Origin of the sequence: Paraliobacillus sp. PM-2, assembly GCF_001368815.1 — a bacterium.
Taxonomy (GTDB): domain Bacteria; phylum Bacillota; class Bacilli; order Bacillales; family Amphibacillaceae; genus Paraliobacillus.
Genome location: NZ_CTEI01000002.1, coordinates 610,765 through 632,713, shown reverse-complemented (window position 1 = coordinate 632,713; position 21,949 = coordinate 610,765). Strand labels below are relative to the sequence as shown.

General features: G+C 33.2%; 20 protein-coding genes. 16 read left to right on the top strand and 4 right to left on the bottom strand.

All coding sequences use genetic code 11. The annotated features are described in order from the left end of the window. Positions 1–139 precede the first annotated feature (139 nt). From BN1058_RS11975 to BN1058_RS11955, 5 genes are all read left to right on the top strand, one after another. Entirely contained in the window at positions 140–898 is a 759-nt protein-coding gene (locus BN1058_RS11975) for an SDR family NAD(P)-dependent oxidoreductase (RefSeq protein WP_090857906.1), read from the top strand. Between the two features lie 297 nt (positions 899–1,195). Then, complete coding sequence (rbsK, locus tag BN1058_RS11970; RefSeq protein ID WP_090857903.1) at positions 1,196–2,113, top strand: ribokinase; 918 nt, start codon at positions 1,196–1,198, stop codon at positions 2,111–2,113. Between the two features lie 2 nt (positions 2,114–2,115). After that, the gene (gene rihC, locus BN1058_RS11965; RefSeq protein WP_090857900.1) at positions 2,116–3,036 is read left to right on the top strand and encodes a ribonucleoside hydrolase RihC; all 921 of its coding nucleotides are present in this window, start codon (positions 2,116–2,118) and stop codon (positions 3,034–3,036) included. A gap of 21 nt (positions 3,037–3,057) precedes the next feature. After that, positions 3,058–4,479 carry a C4-dicarboxylate transporter DcuC gene (gene dcuC, locus BN1058_RS11960; protein ID WP_090857897.1) on the top strand — a complete coding sequence of 474 codons (1,422 nt, stop codon included), beginning with the start codon at positions 3,058–3,060 and terminating at the stop codon, positions 4,477–4,479. Positions 4,480–4,607: 128 nt separating this feature from the next. Next, the gene (locus BN1058_RS11955; protein ID WP_090857894.1) at positions 4,608–5,621 is read left to right on the top strand and encodes a LacI family DNA-binding transcriptional regulator; all 1,014 of its coding nucleotides are present in this window, start codon (positions 4,608–4,610) and stop codon (positions 5,619–5,621) included. Positions 5,622–5,909: 288 nt separating this feature from the next. On the opposite strand, the gene BN1058_RS11950 is transcribed toward BN1058_RS11955, so the two are convergent. After that, positions 5,910–6,605: a transposase gene (locus BN1058_RS11950; protein WP_255307065.1), complete on the bottom strand. Its 696-nt coding sequence runs from the start codon at positions 6,603–6,605 to the stop codon at positions 5,910–5,912. 262 nt (positions 6,606–6,867) lie between these two features. After that, a complete protein-coding gene (gene rpsD, locus BN1058_RS11945; protein ID WP_090857891.1) occupies positions 6,868–7,470 on the bottom strand; it encodes a 30S ribosomal protein S4 in 603 nt (200 codons plus the stop codon). A gap of 395 nt (positions 7,471–7,865) precedes the next feature. Here rpsD and BN1058_RS11940 point away from each other — a divergent pair, with 395 nt between their 5' ends. After that, positions 7,866–9,734, top strand: coding sequence for a sensor domain-containing diguanylate cyclase (locus BN1058_RS11940; RefSeq protein WP_176694514.1), 1,869 nt, complete (start codon positions 7,866–7,868; stop codon positions 9,732–9,734). Between the two features lie 199 nt (positions 9,735–9,933). Here BN1058_RS11940 and BN1058_RS11935 read toward each other — a convergent pair whose 3' ends face one another. Beyond that, positions 9,934–10,413 (bottom strand): GAF domain-containing protein, encoded by a 480-nt coding sequence (locus tag BN1058_RS11935; RefSeq protein ID WP_090857886.1) that lies wholly within the window; start codon positions 10,411–10,413, stop codon positions 9,934–9,936. 353 nt (positions 10,414–10,766) lie between these two features. On the opposite strand from BN1058_RS11935, the gene ezrA reads away from it, so the two are divergent. The 6 genes from ezrA (at position 10,767) to BN1058_RS11905 (ending at position 17,358) form a co-directional block, all read left to right on the top strand. After that, positions 10,767–12,461 carry a septation ring formation regulator EzrA gene (gene ezrA, locus BN1058_RS11930; RefSeq protein ID WP_090857882.1) on the top strand — a complete coding sequence of 565 codons (1,695 nt, stop codon included), beginning with the start codon at positions 10,767–10,769 and terminating at the stop codon, positions 12,459–12,461. Positions 12,462–12,476: 15 nt separating this feature from the next. Beyond that, positions 12,477–12,812 carry a hypothetical protein gene (locus BN1058_RS11925; protein WP_090857878.1) on the top strand — a complete coding sequence of 112 codons (336 nt, stop codon included), beginning with the start codon at positions 12,477–12,479 and terminating at the stop codon, positions 12,810–12,812. Between the two features lie 168 nt (positions 12,813–12,980). After that, positions 12,981–14,120, top strand: a complete 1,140-nt coding sequence (locus tag BN1058_RS11920; protein ID WP_090857875.1) for a cysteine desulfurase family protein — start codon at positions 12,981–12,983, stop codon at positions 14,118–14,120. A gap of 5 nt (positions 14,121–14,125) precedes the next feature. Next, a complete protein-coding gene (gene thiI, locus BN1058_RS11915) occupies positions 14,126–15,325 on the top strand; it encodes a tRNA uracil 4-sulfurtransferase ThiI (protein WP_090857872.1) in 1,200 nt (399 codons plus the stop codon). A 129-nt stretch (positions 15,326–15,454) separates the two neighbouring features. Next, positions 15,455–15,658 (top strand): alpha/beta-type small acid-soluble spore protein, encoded by a 204-nt coding sequence (locus BN1058_RS11910; protein WP_090857869.1) that lies wholly within the window; start codon positions 15,455–15,457, stop codon positions 15,656–15,658. A 104-nt stretch (positions 15,659–15,762) separates the two neighbouring features. Beyond that, the gene (locus tag BN1058_RS11905) at positions 15,763–17,358 is read left to right on the top strand and encodes an amidohydrolase (protein ID WP_090857865.1); all 1,596 of its coding nucleotides are present in this window, start codon (positions 15,763–15,765) and stop codon (positions 17,356–17,358) included. Positions 17,359–17,502: 144 nt separating this feature from the next. Here the strand turns inward: BN1058_RS11905 and BN1058_RS11900 are convergent, their stop codons facing one another. Next, on the bottom strand, positions 17,503–18,297 hold the full coding sequence (locus BN1058_RS11900; protein ID WP_369688257.1) for an NAD kinase: 795 nt from the start codon (positions 18,295–18,297) through the stop codon (positions 17,503–17,505). A 128-nt stretch (positions 18,298–18,425) separates the two neighbouring features. Between BN1058_RS11900 and BN1058_RS11895 the strand changes: the two genes are divergently transcribed. The 4 genes from BN1058_RS11895 to BN1058_RS11880 all read left to right on the top strand — a co-directional run bounded on the left by BN1058_RS11895 (position 18,426) and on the right by BN1058_RS11880 (position 21,895). Beyond that, positions 18,426–19,001, top strand: a complete 576-nt coding sequence (locus tag BN1058_RS11895; protein WP_090857859.1) for a DUF2953 domain-containing protein — start codon at positions 18,426–18,428, stop codon at positions 18,999–19,001. Between the two features lie 19 nt (positions 19,002–19,020). Further along, on the top strand, positions 19,021–19,452 hold the full coding sequence (ytfJ, locus tag BN1058_RS11890) for a GerW family sporulation protein (RefSeq protein WP_090857856.1): 432 nt from the start codon (positions 19,021–19,023) through the stop codon (positions 19,450–19,452). Positions 19,453–19,585: 133 nt separating this feature from the next. After that, complete coding sequence (locus tag BN1058_RS11885) at positions 19,586–20,569, top strand: class I SAM-dependent methyltransferase (RefSeq protein ID WP_090857853.1); 984 nt, start codon at positions 19,586–19,588, stop codon at positions 20,567–20,569. A gap of 132 nt (positions 20,570–20,701) precedes the next feature. Beyond that, positions 20,702–21,895 carry an acetate kinase gene (locus tag BN1058_RS11880; RefSeq protein WP_090857850.1) on the top strand — a complete coding sequence of 398 codons (1,194 nt, stop codon included), beginning with the start codon at positions 20,702–20,704 and terminating at the stop codon, positions 21,893–21,895. The last annotated feature ends 54 nt before the right edge of the window (positions 21,896–21,949 follow it).

Sequence of the window (21,949 nt, the reverse complement as noted above, 5' to 3'; positions counted from 1 at the left end):
CTAATTTTAGTTTTCATACCTTTTTTGTATTATATCCTTTTTAATACTTAATAGAGAACCAATATCCTTTTATTGAAATATAAACCATTTAACGGTAAAATAAAAATAAGAACAATTATAATGGAATGGAGGGGATTCTATGCGTTTAGAAGAAAAAGTTGCTATTATAACTGGAAGTGGTAATGGAATTGGAAAAGCTATTGCAACAAGGTTTGCGCACGAAGGAGCTAAGGTAGTAATAGCTGATTTTGATGAGGATGCTTTAACAAAAACTGTTGAAGAGTTAAAAGAGGTACATGAAAATGTAATCGGTTTCAATGTAAATGTTGTAAACGAAGAAGATGTCAATAAAATGATCGATCGAACGATTGAAAAATTTGGTAGAGTAGATATACTAGTAAACAATGCAGGGGTCTTAGATAATATGCAAGCAGCCCCAAATGTCGAAGATAAAGTTTGGAATAGAGTCATGGATATTAATGTTGGTGGAGTGATGCGAACCATGCGCAAAGTTATTCCTGCTTTCGTTAAACAAGGCGGCGGAACTATTGTTAATATGGCATCCATAACTGCTCTAACCGGAGGTAGGGGTGGACTAACTTACACAGCTGCTAAACATGCTGTTGCTGGTATGACAAAGAATGTCGCTTCTCATTATGGAAAACAAGGTATTCGTGCAAATGCAATCGCTCCTTCGCAAGTGAAAACTGGCTTAACACATTCAATGGATCACTTGGATAAAGAAGGAATGGAACTGGCTATACGTGGGACAAATCTAATGGGTGAACCATTATCAGTAGAAGACATTTCAAATATTACCGTATTTTTAGCTAGTGATGAATCTTCAGCAATTAATGGTGTTGTTTTGGCAACAGATAATGGCTGGAGTGCATATTAAACTATCTAACAATATTTATCTAATTAAGTAAGCAAAGAAGATGATTACTGTTTAATACAGAATCATCTTCTTTTTCATGTCTTTTGATAAAAGAATAATCCACATTGCAGTATGTATAACACAATCTAAACGACTTATACTTACGATAGTAAATCTAAATGAGGCTATCTATGAAATTTTAAATTGTACTTGACATTTATTATGTAAGCGTTTATTCTAAATGTGATAAAACGTTTTACCACATTGATAAAACGTTTTATTGTAAAATAATTTCACTAAAGAAGATAGGGGAATTAAATGAAAAATATTATTATATATGGAAGTCTAAATATGGATATGTCTATTCGAACAGAAGATTTACCAAAGAAGGGAGAAACGATAGAAGGAGATTCATTCTTTCTTACGCCCGGAGGGAAGGGCGCTAACCAAGCGGTAGCAGCTTCAAAAAGTGGAGCAAAAGTGTACATGATTGGCAGTGTAGGGGAAGATGTATTTGGCGATCAACTTATAAACACACTTCAATCTTTCGATGTTAATTGTAAATTTATCACAAAGTCAAATACATTATCTTCAGGAGTTGCAATGATAATAAGAAGTGGGAAAGATAACCGTATTATCATTAATTCTGGTGCAAATCACGCTTTAACATCTGCTGATGTTTCAACAGCATTAGACCAAATTGCGGTGAAAGATGATATTTTCTTGTCACAGTTTGAAACTGGTCACAAAAACGTCATGCATTCAATTGTGGAAGCAAAGAAAAGAAATATGTTTACCGTCTTAAACCCAGCGCCGGCTAAGTATATTGAAGATAATGCTTATCAATCCATTGATTTATTAATTGTGAATCAGTCGGAAAGTGAATTTCTAACAGGTATATATCCAACAACAGAGCCAGAAAGTAAAGAAGTTATTGCTTATTTTTTAAATAAAGGAGTTTCTTCTGTCATTATCACTTTAGGGTCTGCAGGAAGTATTTATGGAGATCAAAAGGAGTCTATGGCAGTTTCCGGTTTTAAAGCAGAAGTAGTTGATACGACTGCAGCAGGAGATACCTATATTGGAGCATTATTATATTCACTTTCTAAGGGTGAAAAGATGGATAAAAGCATGTTATATGCTTCAAAGGCAGCAGCGCTTACTGTAACTAAAAATGGTGCACAAGAAGCTATCCCTTTTAAAAATGAGATAGAACATTTTAAGGAGGAAGAATAAAAATGATTAAAAGACCGATTATTATTGATACAGATCCTGGAATTGATGATGCAGTTGCTTTAGCCATAGCGTTATATAGTGAAGAATTAGATGTTCGTTTAATTACAACAGTTGCGGGTAACGTTGATGTTGATAAAGTTACTTATAATGCATTGAGGTTACTAAAGTTTTTTGAGAAAGAAGTCCCTGTGGCTATTGGAGCAAATCAACCACTTATTAAAGAGCCAATTGATGCTAGTAATGTACATGGGAGTACAGGGATGGATGGTTATGATTTTGATGAACCTGATTATCATTTGGTAGTTAAAGAAAACGCTGTCAATGCAATGTATAAAGAAATAATTAATAGTGAAGAACCAATAACCCTTGTCCCTATTGGACCACTAACCAATATTGCCCTTTTACTAAAATTATATCCAGAGATAAAAGACAATATTAAAGAAATTGTGTTAATGGGGGGATCTACAGCAAGAGGAAATGCTGGAGTACTAGCTGAGTTTAATATATTTGCTGATCCTGAAGCTGCTAAAATTGTATTCAAGAGTAATCTGCCAATTGTAATGGCGGGATTAGATGTTGGTTTGCAAGCCCTTGTTTATCCTGAAGATAGTGAAAAATTAAAGACAATGAATCATACAGGCAATATGATTTATCATCTTTTTCAAAAGTATCGTGGTGGCAGTATGAAGACTGGACTTAAAATGTATGATAGTTGTGCTATTGCTTACTTATTAAAGCCAGAAATGTTTGAAGTTGCTGATACCTTTATTGATGTAGAGTTGACAGGTAGTTTAACAACTGGTGCAACAGTTGTTGATCTTAAAGGATACCTTAAACAACCAAATAACGCTAAAGTATGTACTAGCTTAGACCCTGTAATGTTTAAAGAATGGTTCCTAAGCAGCTTACAAAAATGCAACTAAATTTAGAATGGAGGAGATAAAATGATACAAGATTTAATAATGTATGCATCAGCTATACTATCTGTTGTTGTAATCGTCTATATGTTGCTAAAGAAAATGGATATAAAGATGGCATTACTATCCATGGGAATTCTATTAATTTTAATCAGTTTATTTATGGGAAATGAGATTGTATTTAAGAATTTCGAACCAACGGGATCTTTCTTGCTAGACCCTTTGCAAATTATTGTTCAACAATTTAAAGCTACATTTGCTAAAGCAGGGCTGATTATTCTAATGCTTGGTGGTTACACGGCTTATATGTCTTCTATAGGTGCCAATGACTTAACTGTACAAGCATTAACGAAACCGATCGGAAAAATTAAATCTGTTTATATTCTAGTACCTATTGTTTTTCTAATTGGAAATTTGCTTTCTTTAGTTATTCCTAGTGCTTCAACATTGTCGATTCTATTACTTGCAACGTTGTATCCGGTGCTTAAAAAAGCAGGTATGACACCTTTAACGACTGCAGCGATTATCGCTTCTTCCGCAACCATTATACCAACACCATTAGGTAGTGATAATGTTGCCATTGCAGAAGAACTATCAAAATATACTGCATTTGCTGATTTAAGTGTAACAGATTATGTATTTAGTTATCATGCAATTGTATCTATACCTACATTACTATTTGTTGCAATTGTGCATTTCTTTTGGCAAAGAAGAATGGATAAAAAAATGCCTACAGCAGTTTCTGATGAGAAAGTTGAATTAAAAGAAATTAAAGAAATTAAAGGAAATAGATTGTTCAAATTCGTTTATACTTTATTACCTGTATTTCCAATTATTCTATTGTTAGCATCCTTTATTCTAGATACAACAATTGGATTAGAAGTTACAATAAGTGTTGAAATTGCAGTCCTTCTTTCTATGATTATAGCTATATTTGCTGAACTAATTCGTCATAAAGGAAGCAAAGATGTTTTATCAAATACCGAGATATTTTTTGAGGGAATGGGCTCTGTATTTTCAGTTGTTGCACTAATTGTTGCTGCTTCTGTATTCGTTACTGGTTTACAATCGATTGGCTTAATTAATGCATTGCAACAAGCGATGGAAAACATGCACGGAAGTGGCTTAGACTTCATCTTACCTCTAATATTAGTAGGATTTACAGCAGTAATTGTACTTCTAAGTGGGAGCGGAATTGCCTTATTCTTTGCTATGATACCTTTAATGGTTCCTTTGGCAGAGGCAGCAGGAATTAATCCAATAGCTATTTCTGTACCAATGGGATTAGCAGGAAATCTACTACGTTCTGTTTCACCTGTAGCAGCAGTTGTATTGATTATAGCAGGTACATTAAAACTAAATCCAATAGATATTATTAAAAGAACATCCGTACCAATGATTTCAGGTGTCGTGTTTATGTTTATCCTTTCTATGATAATATTCCTTTAAGATAAAAGTGTTTTTAAGTAGCTAAATCAATAATTATTGATTTAGCTACTTTTTATTTTTCCACATGTATGAAATAATTAATAGTATATAAACGATTGTGAATATGTATTAAAGGCAGGCTTTGGATTATGAAAATCACATTGAAAGATATTGCGGAGAAAGCAAATGTATCCGTTACTACAGTATCTTTGGTTCTTAACGATCGACCTTGTAGAATTTCATTAGAGAAAAAAAAATTAATTAAACAAATAGCAGAGGAATATAATTATTCTGCAAATCAAATAGCAAGAAGTTTAGTAACAAAAGAAACAAAAATGCTAGGTTTAATATTACCCGATATTGGAAATATATTTTTTTCTTCTTTAGCCAAAAACTTAGAAGAAGTTTGTAGAAAAGAAGGATATACTTTAATTATTTCAAACACAAATGATCAATATGAACAAGATTTAAAGTTATTACACTTTTTACATAATCGTTCAGTAGACGGTATATTTATTATACCTAGTAATGAATCTTACAAGAATAATAGACAGCTTTTAGAACAATTAGAAAAATTAACGATTCCTTATGTGATGTTAGATCGCGTTTTTTCAGAACATGCTTGTGATAAAGTGATTTTTGATAATGAAAAAGGTGCGTATTTAGCAGTTAAGTATTTAATAGAAAAGGGTCATAGAAAAATAGGTTGTATTGCTAGTTCTTTTAGTTCAATTAATGGAAAGTACAGGCTTCAAGGTTACAAAAAGGCGATGGATGAAAATAATTGTGAAATTGTATCTGATTATATTGTAGAAGGAAATTATCGATTGGAAAGCGGTTATAATGCTGGGAAGAAGTTATTGAGCAGTAAGATAACGGCTGTATTTGTAATGAATGATATGATGTCTCTAGGATTCTTAAAGTTACTAAATGAAAGAAATGAAAAAGTACCACAAGATATATCATTGGTTAGTTATGACAACACGATAAATCCTTATTTAATAGGTCTTGAATTGACTTCTGTTGAGCAAAATGTCAAGGATTTAACACAGGCTGGCCTTCATTTATTACTTTCAAGAATAAAGGACCCTAAAAAAACACATAAAGAAATTTGTTTAACACCTAAATTAATAGAAAAAAATAGTGTTCGTGAAATAAATTAGTGACCTCTTGTCTCCAAAATATTTGCGTGTGTTTTTCGGGTTCTCTGTCAAATGTGGTGGTGTGGTTCTCGCTCCACCATCTCTTTTATAAAAAGTTTATTATAAGCAATGCTTGTACCTAAACCGCAGGGGAAATACACTCGCTTTCCGCGGGCACGGCCGAAGCTAACTTGGTAAAGAAATTCACTTTACCAAGTGGATCTTCGGACGCGTGCTGTTCCCGCAGGAGTCTCGCATATTTCCTCTGCTAAGGCGCTTTTATAATAAAACTTTTCTTATCTCTTGTCGCTATAGTATTTTCTTTTTCAAACGCTCAAAACTCTTAATTCCATAAGACATGCGTTTCGTCACTTTTATCGTGTTGTTCACACCCTCGATGTATCCATTATTAAAGGGGTACATAAAAGATTGAAGGATCTCTTGTTTCCAACGTTTAAATGTCTTCACGACCTTGTGAAAGGATTCAATATTTGACATCCTCATTTCTTTCAGACATGTCTCTAATCCTTCTTTGGCAGTCTTTTCATCACTTTCTTTAAACCACTGACCAAGCTTGTTTTTCAATTGGTATGCTTCATCTAATCGGACATCTATTTTGAGTAATTGCTTTACTTTTTCTTGTTCTTCTTCGGTCAATTTATAGCTGGACTTCCAAAGTAATTTTTTACTTCGTTTCATACGAATGCGAGCCTTCTTATCTAACGTTCGTTGCACTTCACGCCTTACTTCATCTAGTGCCCAATACACTGCCGTATAAGTTAGCGCAGTTGTTTGAATGGACCGTGTACTTCGTTGATATCTTTCCACCATGTCAAGTTTTTCGTAGAATGTATGATGGCCTGGTTTATTTGAAATAATAGGCCCTTGAATATGCTGGGTACGATAATTATGAACACGCTTTGTTTTCTTTTTACAGATCGGGCATTGTTGTTTCTTAACCGCTGTAATTAACTTTACATAAAAGGCATCTGATTCACTACGCATATCCCAAATATCTATATGCTTGTCTTAATCCCTAACATTTCTATGATAAAATTGTTTTGCGCGCTTTCCCTCTCCTTTTCCTTTTTGTCTACAACTTTAGGGTAACAAAAGAGAGGGGAATGCGTGTATTTTTTTGCTTCTATTGATGCCTTGAAAGATCAAGGGACACCACTACATTTAGTATAGAGCCTAAAAAAGCCTTAAAATGTTGATATAACAACATTTTAAGGCTTTTTTGCATTTCTTATTCAGTCTATCCCGATTAACGAGAGTAGAATTCAACGATAAGTGCTTCGTTAATTTCAGCTGGTAGTTCAGAACGCTCTGGTAAGCGAGAGAATGTACCTTCAAGTTTTTCTTCATCAAATGAAAGATATTCTGGAACGAATGGGTTAGCTTCAACCGCTTCTTTCACGATGTTAAGGTTTCTTGATTTTTCACGCAAGCCAATAACTTGACCAGGTTTTACGCTGTAAGAAGGAATATCAACACGACCTCCGTCTACAGTTACATGTCCGTGGTTTACTAATTGACGAGCTTGTCTACGCGTGCGTGCAAGACCTAAGCGGTATACAAGGTTATCTAAACGAGATTCTAATAGAATCATGAATGTTTCACCATGAATACCTTTCATTTTACCAGCTTTATCAAATAGGTTACGGAATTGGCGTTCGTTTACCCCATACATGAAGCGAAGTTTTTGCTTCTCTTGCATTTGTAAACCATATTCAGAAAGCTTTCTGCGTTGATTTGGACCATGTTGTCCAGGTGCGTAAGGGCGTTTGTCTAACTCCTTACCAGTACCAGTTAATGAAATTCCGAGACGACGAGACTTTTTCCATACAGGACCTGTATAGCGAGCCATTGTACATCTTCTCCTTTATATATATAGATTTGCATAAAATAAGACAGTGCGTTCCATGATCGTCAGCCATTTTGTTTTCATGTACCATCGCTCCAGCAGCAGAGAGTTACACGATACACCTTACTTTTGTAAAATTTAAAAAGCTAAGGAACAAAATGATCAGCCGGTGGTTCACATAGGCTACCTTTTTTACACAAAGTACATTATAAGTTTTTTTTATGTTTAAGTCAACAGATAAAAAGGTATAGCATATTTAGTGAGAAAATAGAACTACTATTCAGTAGAAAAATAACAAACATTGGTATATAATGTGATATAATAGTAACAATATGTAAGTTTATTATTGACACATTTTCGCCATGTTATAAATCTTATGAATGCTAGGTGAGAAAATAATGGAATATAAAGAAAACCATTTAAACGGTGCTATAATTTCTAATAATGTGTTCACAAAGGTTAAAAGTAAACATGCGTTACATAAAGAAATGATTAAACAGATAAGAAAAGCAACAAATGCCACATATACAGCATTATATCTCTACGAACCATCCAAGGAAGATTATGAAATTGTTCAGGAAAATGAGCAAACGAAAAAAATATTTAAACGTTTCATATTTTTAGATGATGTAATAAGTAAAGATCAATTAATAAATAAAGAATCATTTATATTTGACGGTAATAAAGCACTTATTAACATGCAGTTATCTTTAGCATATCTAATACCCATTCAACAATGTCATTTACCAATTGGCTATTTGTTGTTAGGTTTTGCTAGAGAGGAGAATAGATCAACAAACTTTCAGTCCTTAGTTAAAAGGTTATGTAAAGAAATATATTTTTTGTTAGGTGAGAAAGATTACCACATGGAGGCAAACGAAAAAGCAAATAAATATGAATTGATGTATCGAGTTACAAGAAAAATTCATTCTACAATGAATCCAAGTGAAGTACTATCTGAAATAGTATATACAATTCAATCCATTTACCCTGACTTTACCTGTCAATTATTTTTATCTACTAATATTAAGGAAATAAATAATTTACCTGCAACAGAATTAATTTATAATGAAACATTCGCTAATAAATTGAGTGTTGTTTCGTTTTCAACAGGAGAAATTAAAATTGAACAAAATATAGGGAAAAACAAATCGAATTTGTTTGCCCCGTTGAGAGGCAAGCAAGGTATTTACGGTGTACTTCAAATTAAAGTCGCACAAATTTTAGAATTTCAACCCGATACGATTGATTTTATACGATTTTTAGCAGATACAGCAGGGAATGCATTGGAAAATGCACAATTATATCAACAATCCACACAATTAATTTCGGATTTACAACTAATTAACGATATTACACATAAACTAAATTCGAATTTAAGATTGTCTGATACCGCCAATTATTTAAAACAACAATTAAAGAGCACTTTTCATGTAGATGATATTGCATTTATATTGTTTGATCAAGAAGCTAATTACACAGTATTGCAAGAATCTTCTACATATTTTTATAATGCATCATTTTCATGGTTTGCTGAAGAAATATTTCCGGTTATTAAGTCTGAAAAAGAAGCTGTTTTTGTTGGAGACTTTTCAAAAAAATATTCGAATTGTAACATACAGCTTCGTTCAACTATGATTGTACCAATGATACAATCCGATCAACTAAAAGGTGTGATTATTTTATCGCATCATGAACCCAACTTTTTTTCATTTGATGATTTTAAACTAATTCAATCTATTGTTGATCACTCTACTTTAGCATTTGTAAACTCTATATTACGAGAACAACTTGAACAATCTGTAATAACTGACTATTTAACTAAACTATATTCAAGGAGATATTTAGATGAAAAATGTGGAGAACATGTTCAAATAGATGAGCAAGGGATTTTTTTATTAATTGATATCGATGATTTTAAACAGATTAACGATACGCATGGTCATGAGGTAGGAGATGCTTTAATTATACAGGTTGCGAATATCATTCGGGAAAATATTAACGAGCCGGGTTTTGCTGCAAGGTGGGGTGGAGAAGAACTGGCTGTTTACTTACCCAATATGAATATTGAACAAGGGATGCGTGTTGCTTCAAAGATTGTCATTCAAATTGAAGAGAGTACTAATCCCGTAATCACCGTTTCTGTTGGAATTGCCCATTGGCACCAAGACAATCGAGAAAAAATGCAATCGATATTCGATCGTGCTGATCGTTCATTGTACGAGGCCAAGCGTTTAGGGAAAAATGGAGTTGCAAAGATAACATAAATATAACTTAGTAAAAGCGTTTGGCAATCAAACGCTTTTACTATTACTTCATCCCTATACAATTCAAGTAATAATCAACCAATTAGCGAGAATAGGAGTCGAGTTCAGAAATCAGACAGTTCTTTCCTAATTTTATTAAAAAACAGTTCACTACATCTGCTGTGTAAGTGAACTGTTCAATTTAATTGATGATATAAAGTTAAATGAATTTTTTTAATGCTTCCACAAATTGTTCTAAGTATTTTTGATCAACTTCATCAAATCTATTTGTGTTTGGACTATCAATGTCTAAAACACCAAATACGTTGCCATCTACAATAATTGGAATGACGATTTCAGATTGACTAGCAGCATCACAAGCAATATGACCAGGAAATTGGTTCACATCAGCAACTACTTGAGTAGATCGTTCACTGACAGCTGTCCCACAAACTCCTTTACCTATTGGTATGCGTACACATGCAGGTAACCCTTGAAAAGGTCCTAATACCAATTCATCATGTTTTAATAGATAAAAGCCTACCCAATTGATATTTGTTAGAAACTGATTTAAAAGAGCAGAAGCATTTGAAAGATTAGCTATTTGATCTGTTTCGCCATTTAAAAGTGCTTCCAGCTGTTTAATGACTAGTTGATAATCTTCTTCTCTAGATGATGTATATGATTCCGCATGAAACATAAGATCCCTCCTGTTTATCACTATAATAGTTATTATTCCACACTTAAAAAAAGCAGTATTAAATGTCATTCTATTATAGACTAAGATAATCAAGTATGGCAATTAACCTAATAGGTTGATTAGGTATCTCTGAAAAGGAAATACTCAACTGAAAAGAAGAAATTTGTCAATCTGTTAATAATTTTGATTTTTTTTAGCAAAAACTTGTTTGAACATGATATGATATTAGTAATACATAATAAATAGTTTGTAGACGTTTGCATAATGATTTGTAACATAATAACTATATCCATTCGCTAAAATTCCATTAAATTGTAAAAAGGATAGATTGGTGTTGGTTGAGGAGGATTCGCATGGTGGGGTATATCATTGGTGGAATTCTGATATTAATTTTATTAATAATTGTTGGACTCATTTTAAGGAAGAAAATATATGATGAAGTAGATCAGCATGAGAGCTGGAAAATGGATATCATGAATCGTAACGTTTCAAGTGAACTTCAACGTGTAAAAAGTTTAAATTTGTCCGGAGAAACACAGGAAAAGTTTGAGAGCTGGAAAAGCACATGGGATCAAATTTTAACAAGAGATCTACCAGATATTGAAGAGTTTTTATTAGACGCTGAGGAAGCTGCTGACCGATTTCGTATTTCTGCTGCAAAGAAAAATCTTGTAGAAGTGGAAAATATTTTACGAACTATTGAAGAATTAATTAAGCAAATGTTTAAAGAACTAAATGATTTACTTGATTCAGAAAAACAAAGCAGAAAACAAATAGAGGAGATGCAGCCTAAGATTAAAGAATTACGCCATTCTTTGCTGCAAAATCGTTATTTATATGGTAAGGCTGAACCGAAATTTGAATCTGAAATAATTGGTCTTCAACAGCTATTAGAAAAATATCAAGAAGAAGTTGATTTAGGGAATTATTATGAAGCAAAGCACTTGGTAGATGAATTGTCAGACTCTGTTGCTCATGTAGCTGAAAAATTAGAAGAGTTTCCTCTCATTTATAAAAAATGCAAAAAAGAGATTCCTGATCAAATCAAAGAATTATTAGCAGGTATAGAACAAATGAAAGAAGAAGGATATCGCGTTGAGCATTTAGAGCTAGATAAGGAATTAAACAATTACTTAGAACAGCTAGCCATTAGTGTAGAACAATTAGAAAATGGAGATTTATATCAGGTATATGATCTTACACAAGGTATTGAGGAACGATTAACGGAAATTTATGAAATGCTTGAAGAAGAAGCAAGGGCGAAAAGTTATATTGAAAATCACATATCTAGTGTGAAGTCCAGTCTAGAAAATGCGATTGATGATTTTAAAGATACAAATGAAGAAGTAGAGCAATTACAACAGACTTATTATTTAGAGGAAAATGATTTAGAGTTATATGCTAATTTGGAAAAGTGGATTCATCAATTAGAAAAAAAATTGGCTCAAATTGAAATTGACTTGGAAGGTGAGACACAAACATATGTCACTTTAAAAGATCAATTAAAGTCAAACAAAGATGATCTAGATCAGTTACATCATTCGCATCAAGAATTTAAAGATCAACTTCAAACCATTCGAAAAGATGAGTTAGAAGCAAGAGAAAAAGTGTCAAATTTAAAACAGGAATTGTTTGATATTAATAAAAAATTGCAAAAAAGCAATTTACCAGGTATCCCCTCTTTTTTGTGGAATTTATTGGATGAAGCTACTGGCAAAAGTGATATAGTCATTCAGAAACTTGAAAAACAACCTTTAGATATGGGGGAAGTATCCCATGCCTTGACAGAGGCTGAAACGACAGTAGAGGCACTAGTTAAACAAAGCAATGCATTAATTGAACAAGCCTATTTAGTTGAACAGGTTATTCAATATGCTAATCGATATCGTAGTAAGTATCCGTTATTGGCGACACAATTGCAAGAAGCGGAAAGAAAATTTAGAAATTTTGAGTATGAACTTGCATTAGATACGGCTACAAAAGCGTTGGAAGAAATTGAACCAGGGGCATTGAATCGATTAAAAGAATTTATGGAAGTTCCAGTTTAAGGTGGATGAAAAGAATTGAAAAAAGGTTATGTTATTGGTTTAGCTTCATTTGCAGTTATTGTTTGGGTGTTATTCTTTTTCTTACTTATTGATGAGAAAGAATCGATGATAACGTTGAATCAAGAAGTAGTATCTTTCCAAAAAGAAAAGCTAGCAAATGAAGACCAGTTTGTGCGAGTAATGTCATCTAAGAATGAACATAATAACTTTACAATAAACGCTGTTGAGGCAAATAGTGAAGAACAACCAGCGCATTCTAATCCAACACAAAATATCATGTATGAGATGGAAAAGAAAAATCCAGTTTCAATTGATGAATTATTGAGTGCATTAAATATTAATTTGAATTAGTTTAGGTCCCTTACTGGAAAGTAGTAAGGGATTTTTAACGGCTCTTAAATAATAATGATTTAATTATACACAAAAGAAATATTTAACGATTTTGCATAGATAACTTTCTATTGTGATCTTTCTATGTTAATATATTGCATTGCATAATCGAGAACAAGGAGACGCAAAATGATTTACTTTGATAATAGCGCGACAACGAAACCAGATTCTACTGTATTACAAAGTTTTCAGCAGATTTCACAGCAATATTATGGTAACCCTTCTTCGATTCACCGTTTTGGTTTAGAGGCACAAACATTGCTTCGAAAAGCCCACGAGCAAGCAGCGGACATTCTAGATATCGATGTAAATGAAGTGGTATTTACATCAGGAGGAACTGAAGGGAATAATATTGCAATTAAGGGAATTGCATTAGCACATCAAAACAAAGGAAAACATATTATTACGAGTCAGATTGAGCATCCTTCCGTAATGGAAGCATGTAAATCATTAGAGAATATTGGATTTGAAGTGACATATTTACCTGTGAATGATAAAGGAATTGTTGATGTACATCATGTGCAACAAGCATTAAGAGAGGATACCATCCTGGTTAGTATCATGCATATCAACAATGAACTTGGTTCCATTCAACCAGTTAAAGAGATCGGAGAACTAGTTAAACATCGTACAACTACTTATTTTCATGTTGATCATGTACAAGGTTTTGGTAAGGTGCCCTTATCACTAAAAAAAGATGGAGTAGATTTATGCACGATTTCGGGTCATAAAATTCATGGACTAAAAGGTACTGGCTTATTATATATAAGAAAAGGGATAAATATATTTCCATTATTTGATGGTGGTGCGCAACAATCTAATTATCGCTCTGGAACAGAAAACGTTGCCGGTATTGTTTCCTTGGTAAAGGCAATGCGATTAATTAATGAAAAACAAAAAAATAATAGAAACTATTTATATCAATTAAATCAATTATTACGTGATCTTTTACAGGAAATATCATCGGTTCAGTTTAATACAGCAAAAGATCAGGCACCACATATCTTTAATTTTTCTGTTCCAGGATATAAGCCCGAAGTAATTATACACGCTCTTGGTGAGAGAGATATATTTATTTCAACTAAATCAGCCTGCTCATCGAAAAAGCCTGATGAAAGTACTGTATTACGTGCAATTGGATTATCAGAAGAACGTACAAAATCTGGTTTGCGGGTGAGCTTTTCATACCAAAATACAGAAGAGGAAATCGAGCTGTTCTGTCGTTCCTTACGCAAAGTTATACAACAATTAAGTTTAGTAATGGGGTAGATAAAATGTTATATGATCATATACTAATACGTTATGGTGAACTTTCTTTAAAAGGGAAAAACCGAAAAAAATTTATATATCAGTTACATGAAAATGTTCGAACAAAATTGAATCATTTTCCAGCAGTTAAAATTCACAATGCCAGAGATCGTATGACAATTATGTTAAACGGACAAGAACCGACTCCGATCATTGAAGCATGTCAATCTATTTTTGGAATTCAAAGTCTAAGTTTAGCTATTAAAGTTGAAAATGATCAGGAAAAAATTAAAGCTGCAGCATTAGAAGCTTTAAAAGACAACCAAGCGTCCAGTACATTTAAGATTACAACACGAAGAGCAGATAAATCTTTTCCTATAGGATCACAGGAATTCAATCATGTTGTTGGTTCTCATTTATTAAGGAATACAGATAATTATAAAGTAGATGTGCATCATCCTGATGTGGAGTTGCATATCGATATTCGCACACAAGCAACTTACATTACATCGAAAAAGATAAAAGGTGCTGGCGGACTACCGGTTGGTTCAGCTGGTAAAACCTTACTGTTGTTGTCGGGTGGAATTGACAGTCCGGTAGCAGGTTATTTAATGATGCGAAGAGGAGTGAAGTTAGAAGCCGTTCATTTTCATTCTCCACCGTATACAAGTGAAGCTGCAAAACAGAAAGTCCTTGATCTAACTAAGCATCTAACATACTATGGTAATCAAATAAAAGTGCATATCGTTCCTTTTACTGCATTACAACAAAAAATCCATCGAGAAATTCCGCATGGCTATTCCATGACAGTTATGCGTCGCATGATGCTCAAGATAAGTGAAAAGATTGCTGAAAAAGAGAATATTTTATCTTTAACAACTGGTGAAAGTTTAGGACAGGTAGCAAGTCAAACGATGCAAAGTATGCATACAATAAATGAAACTACAGCCTATCCAATATTACGTCCATTAGTCTCAATGGATAAAGAAGCGATCATACGTATTTCTAAAGACATTCATACGTATGATATATCGATTAGACCACACGAAGATTGCTGTACGGTATTTGTGCCTAAGGCACCGAAAACAAAACCGAAACTTGATAAGGTAAAGTACTTCGAAGGGTTAATGGACATGGGTGATGATATAGAACAAATAATGCGTAACCTTGAGACGATTACTTTAACACAAGCGTCTAATAATAATGATTTTGATGCTTTATTTTAGGCTGATAAGGTTTTGATTTTTTTTAAATAAAAATAGGTGTTTATTGAAACAACTACCAGTTTTTTTTTTGTATGACAACACCTCTTTCTGCACATTCTACAAATGTACCACAGAGGAGGTGAAAAGATCATGGCTAACAACAATTCTTCAAATAACTTAGTAGTACCTGGTGTAAGCCAAGCATTAGACCAAATGAAGTATGAAATTGCTCAAGAATTTGGTGTAAATCTTGGAGCTGATACAACTTCTCGTGCTAACGGTTCTGTTGGTGGAGAAATCACAAAACGTCTAGTTCAAATGGCAGAACAACAACTAGGTGGACAACCAAAATAATATATGATGGCTTAGAGTAGTGCTTTATAAAGCACTACTCTTTTAAATAGCGTTGACATCTGATATGTTATGGTACATATAAGGATATAAAGGGGAAAATGGATATGGGGACGTTATGGTATGGTGGTACCATTTATTCAATGGAAAAAGAAAATGAAATTCATGAAGCAGTGTATACAAATCAAGGACGTATTATTGCAACAGGAACCTATAACGAATTGATTGAAAATTTCTCGGAAAAAATTAAAAGTTTTGAGAATTTAAATGGTAAAACGATGTATCCTGGGTTTGTGGATAGTCATTTACATATTGTTGGCCATGGGGAGAAATTGAAACATCTAGATTTATCCCAGATGAAAAGTGCTGAAGAAGTACTATATTCCCTTTGCCAACGTGCAAAAGAGCTAGGTGAAGGAGAATGGCTTATTGGCGAAGGGTGGAATGAGAATCAGTGGGATAATCCAAGAATTATTCACCACACAGAGCTTGATCAAGTTAGTACAGTTCATCCTATTATGTTAACAAGAATATGTAGGCATGCTGTTTTAGCAAATTCAACAGCAATGAAACTAGCGGGAATTTCTGTGAATACACCAGACCCTCAGGGTGGAAAGGTTGTTCGTGATACTCAGGAGCAACCAGTTGGTTACTTCTTAGATACTGCCCAAGAGTTGATAAAACAAGCGCTTCCAGATATTTCACAACAAAAATTAGCTGAACTTATTAACATGTCAATTGATCATTTGCTTTCCTTAGGACTTGTTGGAGGACATAGTGAAGACTTAGCTTATTATGGCCACGATAGTTTTAAAAAAACGCTTACTGCTTATAAAATGGTACTAGCTACTAAAAAGAAATTCCGCGCACACTTATTAGTACATCATGAAGTCTTGGATGATATGATCGCTGCAAATTTAACTTATGGACAAGGCGGTACATTTGTTCATTTAGGTGCTATGAAGATTTTTTCTGATGGCGCATTGGGTGGAAGAACAGCATGGCTAAATGATGTTTATAGTGATGACAAAACCAATAAAGGAATACCTATTCATTCTCAAAAATATTTAGAACATTTAATAAGGCGTGCAAGAAATCTAGGTTTACCAATAGCTGTCCACGCGATTGGTGATAAGGCAATTCAAACTATTGTGAAATTAATACAAAAGTACCCATTGAACAATGGAAGACGTGATCGAATTATCCATGCTCAAATTGTTAATGAACATATAATTAAGGAATTAAAAAAAACGAACGTAGCTTTAGATATTCAACCGTCCTTTGTCACATCGGATTTTCCATGGGTAATCGACCGCATAAAGGAAAAAAGAGCAGAACAATCTTATGCATGGAAAACCTTCCTTGAAGCCGGTATTCCTTGTGCAGCTGGATCTGATGCGCCAATTGAAGATGTTAATCCTTTAGTAGGAATAAAAGCTGCTGTCTTACGAAAATCTAGTATAGATGGAGAAATTTATAATAAAAAACAACAATTATCTGTTTACAATGCTATTTCCTTATATACAAAAGGAAGTGCATATATAATCAATAAAGAAACAGAACGAGGAATGATTGCACCAGGATATGTAGCAGACTTTACTATTCTTGACCAAGATTTATTTAAAATAAACAAGGAAGAAATTGATCAAGTTAATGTAGTGAAAACAGTAGTTGATGGTGACATAATGTATGAAAAAAAATAATAAAAACAATAAGAGAAAGAAGAAGTTAATGTAGTGAAAACAGTAGTTGATGGTGACATAATGTATGAAAAAAAATAATAAAAACAACACGTCATTACTTAATATGACGTGTTGTTTTTTAAAAAATGAATTTAATTTAAAGATTTAAAGGAAAGTGCGCTTAATTCGCTCCCAATAATTATTATCAGGAAGTTTAATCATTTGAATGTATTTGTCAGTCATACTTACGGTAATATCAGTGATATTTCGAATTGAATAAGCCTCATTATCCAATCCAATAATTGGATAGTCATTTCCGTCTTGTATGATTTCTAACCGAAGTTTCTTCCCTTTAGACAGAACAAGTGAGGAACCTAGCGTACGATAATGATTATTATTAAGTGAAGCAATCTCAGTCATTTGAAAACATGGTATCGTAGGATCTAAAATTGCACCTTGGGTAGATTTATTGTAACCGGTACTACCTGTTGGGGTTGCAACAATTAATCCATCTCCTCGAAATCGTTCAAGATAGGTATCATCAATATATACATCAATTGCAATGGTTTTAATGATTGAAGAGCGTACACTAGCTTCATTTAAACAATAGAAAGGTGCCTCATCATTAATAGAAACATTGATAATTGGAAACTGATCTGCCTGTAGGTTACTTGATAATAAAGCCTCAAACATTTCTCTAGGGGCAGTAAATAAAAAATCACTATATAATCCAGATTGATTTTCTTTTGTCATTCCTACATATAGACAATCACTTCTAAATCCAGTATTACGGACCCCTTGTAAGTAAACGCCATCATCACCTAAACAAATAATAATATCAGCTTTTTTCCCGTCATTACTAATTTCAAAACCATATGTATTAGCCATTTCCACTAATGAATCTACTTCCTGATTGTTAACACTTTCTTTGGTGTAATAAAAATATATAGATGAAGCCATCATCATTCCTCCTATATAAGCATTCATTTATTAACTTATATCCAAAATAATATCTTATTAAACCTACAATAAGTGATACGTTTAGAAAAATCTAATTATTCCCATACTAATATGGGAGGTGTCATTTCATGTTTATCCTGGTTATTATCATTGTTCTGTTATTCTGTTTCCTCATATTTTCTATATTTTTACCTGTAAAACTTCAATGTAAACTAGCATACAACGAAGAACTGATCCTATCAATGAAAATAACAATAGCCTATATTCCGATCTTAACCTATGATAAGCAATGGAATGGCACTACCGATCATGCATCTATGGATTTAGAAGTATTAACAGAAAAAATAAAGATGTATAAAAATGGAATGAACGAAAATAAAAAAATAAATATGCCAGGTATAAGAATAATAAAACATTTAAAGAAAATTACATTAGAAATTATTCAATGGGATACAACTATTGGTATGGAAGATGCAGCATCAACCGGTATATTTACAGGTTTGCTCTGGTCAATAAAAGGCAGCCTATTAGCAATATTAGATCAATCCTTTCATTTAAAAGAAGTTCCTGTAATACAAGTTCACTCTGATTTTGAAAAACTGACCTTTCAATCCACATATGAATGTATCTTTTCATTGCGTTTAGGACAAGCTATCTATACATTTAGAAAAATTAATCAGTCAGTGAAGGGTTTAAATTCATAAAATAAAGGAGATATGCAAAATGAACAATACACATCCTATAGAGGGACTTATGACGACTGCGATGGAAAACCTAAAGCAAATCGTTGATGTTAACACGATAATTGGTGATCCAATTCAATCTCCGGATGGAAGTACAATTATTACTGTATCTAAAGTGGGATTTGGCTTTGCTGCTGGAGGCAGTGAATTTGGTCAAGCAAGTCAACAAAGTGATAGTGACCAAAGTAGTGACTCTTCTGATCAATCATTGCCATTTGGCGGTGGTAGTGGCGGTGGTGTAACAATTACACCAATCGGTTTTTTAATCGTTAATAAACAAGGTGTACAAATGATTCATTTACATCAACACGCTAATTTATATGAAAAATTGGTTGAAGTAGCACCACAAGCATTAGATAAAATAAAAGAAATACTTTCAAAGAATGACAATAGTAACGCATCTAACAAATAAATTACTAGACATCTTTAAAGAATGCCTTCATAATGTTGTTGGCATTCTTTTTTATTCATAAAAAGGTTACATTTAGACAAAAAATGAAGGTGAATTACTTATTAAATTGAAAATTAAAAAGGCAGGGAGATAAATGGATCAGAAAAATGTGGAGAAATATTTCGAATTATTAGATGATATCGTTGAAAATATACAAACTAAAGAGAACATTACCTATCTGGATAGCTTAGTAATTGCTTTGGAATACATATTCTCAAAAACATCAAATGGGGAATTACTAAATGACACAATGGACTATTTAAATGAATCGATCAAGACATTAACGATAGCCAAGTTGGAAAAGGAAGAAATTCGTAAAGTAGTTCAATTAGCAACGTTAAAGGGAATGCGTGGAGCGACACAACAGCAACATTTAATTACACCAGATACAGTTGCTATGTTTGTGGGCTATATTGTAAATAAGTTTGTTAGTAAACAGAAAGATATTCGCATCTTTGACCCAGCTATTGGATCGGCAAATCTCTTAACATCTATTATTAATCAGTTAGAAGCTAGCTATAAAGCGTATGGAAGTGATGTAGACACTACATTAATTCAATTAGGATTGATGAATGCTAATCTACAACAAATAAAAATTGACTTATTTCATCAGGATAGTCTCCAGCCACTTTTGTTGGACCCAGTTGATTTTGTAGTATCAGATTTACCTGTTGGGTATTACCCAGATGATTTGCGAGCACAATCTTTCGAATTACATTCTCCTGAAGGACATGCCTATGCGCACCATCTTTTTATTGAGCAAAGTATGCATTACACAAAAGAAGGTGGATTTTTGGTGTTTGTTGTTCCTAATTTCTTATTTAATAGTGATCAATCAGATAAATTGCATCTTTATTTGCAAAAGCATTCCCATATAGTTGGGTTATTGCAATTGCCTAGCAGTATTTTTACTTCTGAAAAGCAGGCTAAAAGCATATTGATTCTACAAAAAAAAGGAAAACAAACAAAGTCGCCAAAACAAGCGTTAATTGCACAATTACCTTCATTTAAAAACCCGAAAGCAACATTACAAATTGTAGAAAAAATAAATAATTGGTTCAAAGAAGAAGGATATTAATTGTTAGAAAATAAGAAATTTAGAAGGAAAACGCTAACATTAGAGGTTTATGTTGCAATCTGTCAACATACTTGGTTAGAATAGTATTGGATGTAAATTAAATCGTAGTTAAATTGAAAGGATTGAATAAGTTTGAGTAATGTTTTAGCAATTAACGCTGGTAGTTCTTCATTAAAATTTCAACTAATTGAAATGCCTGAAGAGACTGTATTAGCAAAAGGATTAGTTGAACGAATTGGAATTAGTGACTCTGTATTTACCTTAGAATGTGGTGAAAATAAAGATTCAATTACGACAGATATACCTAACCATGAAGTAGCTGTTAAATTATTATTAGAAAAATTACAGGCATCAGGTGTGATTAACTCCTTAGAGGAAATTGATGGTATTGGTCACCGTGTCGTTCATGGTGGAGAAAAGTTCAGTGACTCAGTATTAGCAACAGATGAAGTTATTCATGAAATTGAGGAAGTTTCTGAATTAGCCCCATTACATAATCCGGCTAACTTAACTGGTATACGTGCGTTTAAAGAAATTTTACCTAGTGTACCATCAGTAGCTGTTTTTGATACAGCTTTTCATCAAACAATGCCTGAACAATCTTATTTGTATAGTTTGCCATATGAATATTATGAAAAATATGGTATTCGTAAATATGGTTTCCACGGTACGTCACATAAATACGTATCAGAGCGTGCAGCAGATCTAATGAGTGTACCATTAGATAAGTTACGTTTAATTACATGTCACTTAGGTAATGGTGCAAGTATTGCAGCTGTGGAAAATGGTAAATCAATCGATACGTCTATGGGATTCACTCCACTAGCTGGTGTAACAATGGGAACTCGTTCTGGAAATATTGATCCTGCTCTAATTCCATATATTATGGAGAAAACGGGTAAAACAGTAAATGAAGTGTTACATGTATTGAATAAAGAAAGTGGTATGTTAGCATTATCTGGTTTCTCAAGTGACCTTAGGGACATTCAAGAGAAGGCAGAAAATGGTGATAAACGTGCGGAGCTTTCCCTAAAAATCTTTGCTGAGCGTATTCACCAATATATTGGTTCTTATGCGGCAAAAATGCATGGTGTAGATGCTATTGTTTTCACTGCTGGTGTTGGTGAAAACAGTAAAGAAGTAAGAGAACGCGTACTAGAAGGATTAGAATTTATGGGTGTTTATTGGGATCCTGCATTAAATGATGTTCGAGGTAAAGAATCATTTGTAAACTATCCGCACTCACCAGTTAAAGTAATCGTTATTCCGACAAATGAAGAAGTAATGATTGCTCGTGATGTACAGCGCTTAGCTTTACATGAATAATATTATTGATAAATAAATAAAAGCCCTTTTACTGCATGCCATAGTAAGCAGAAA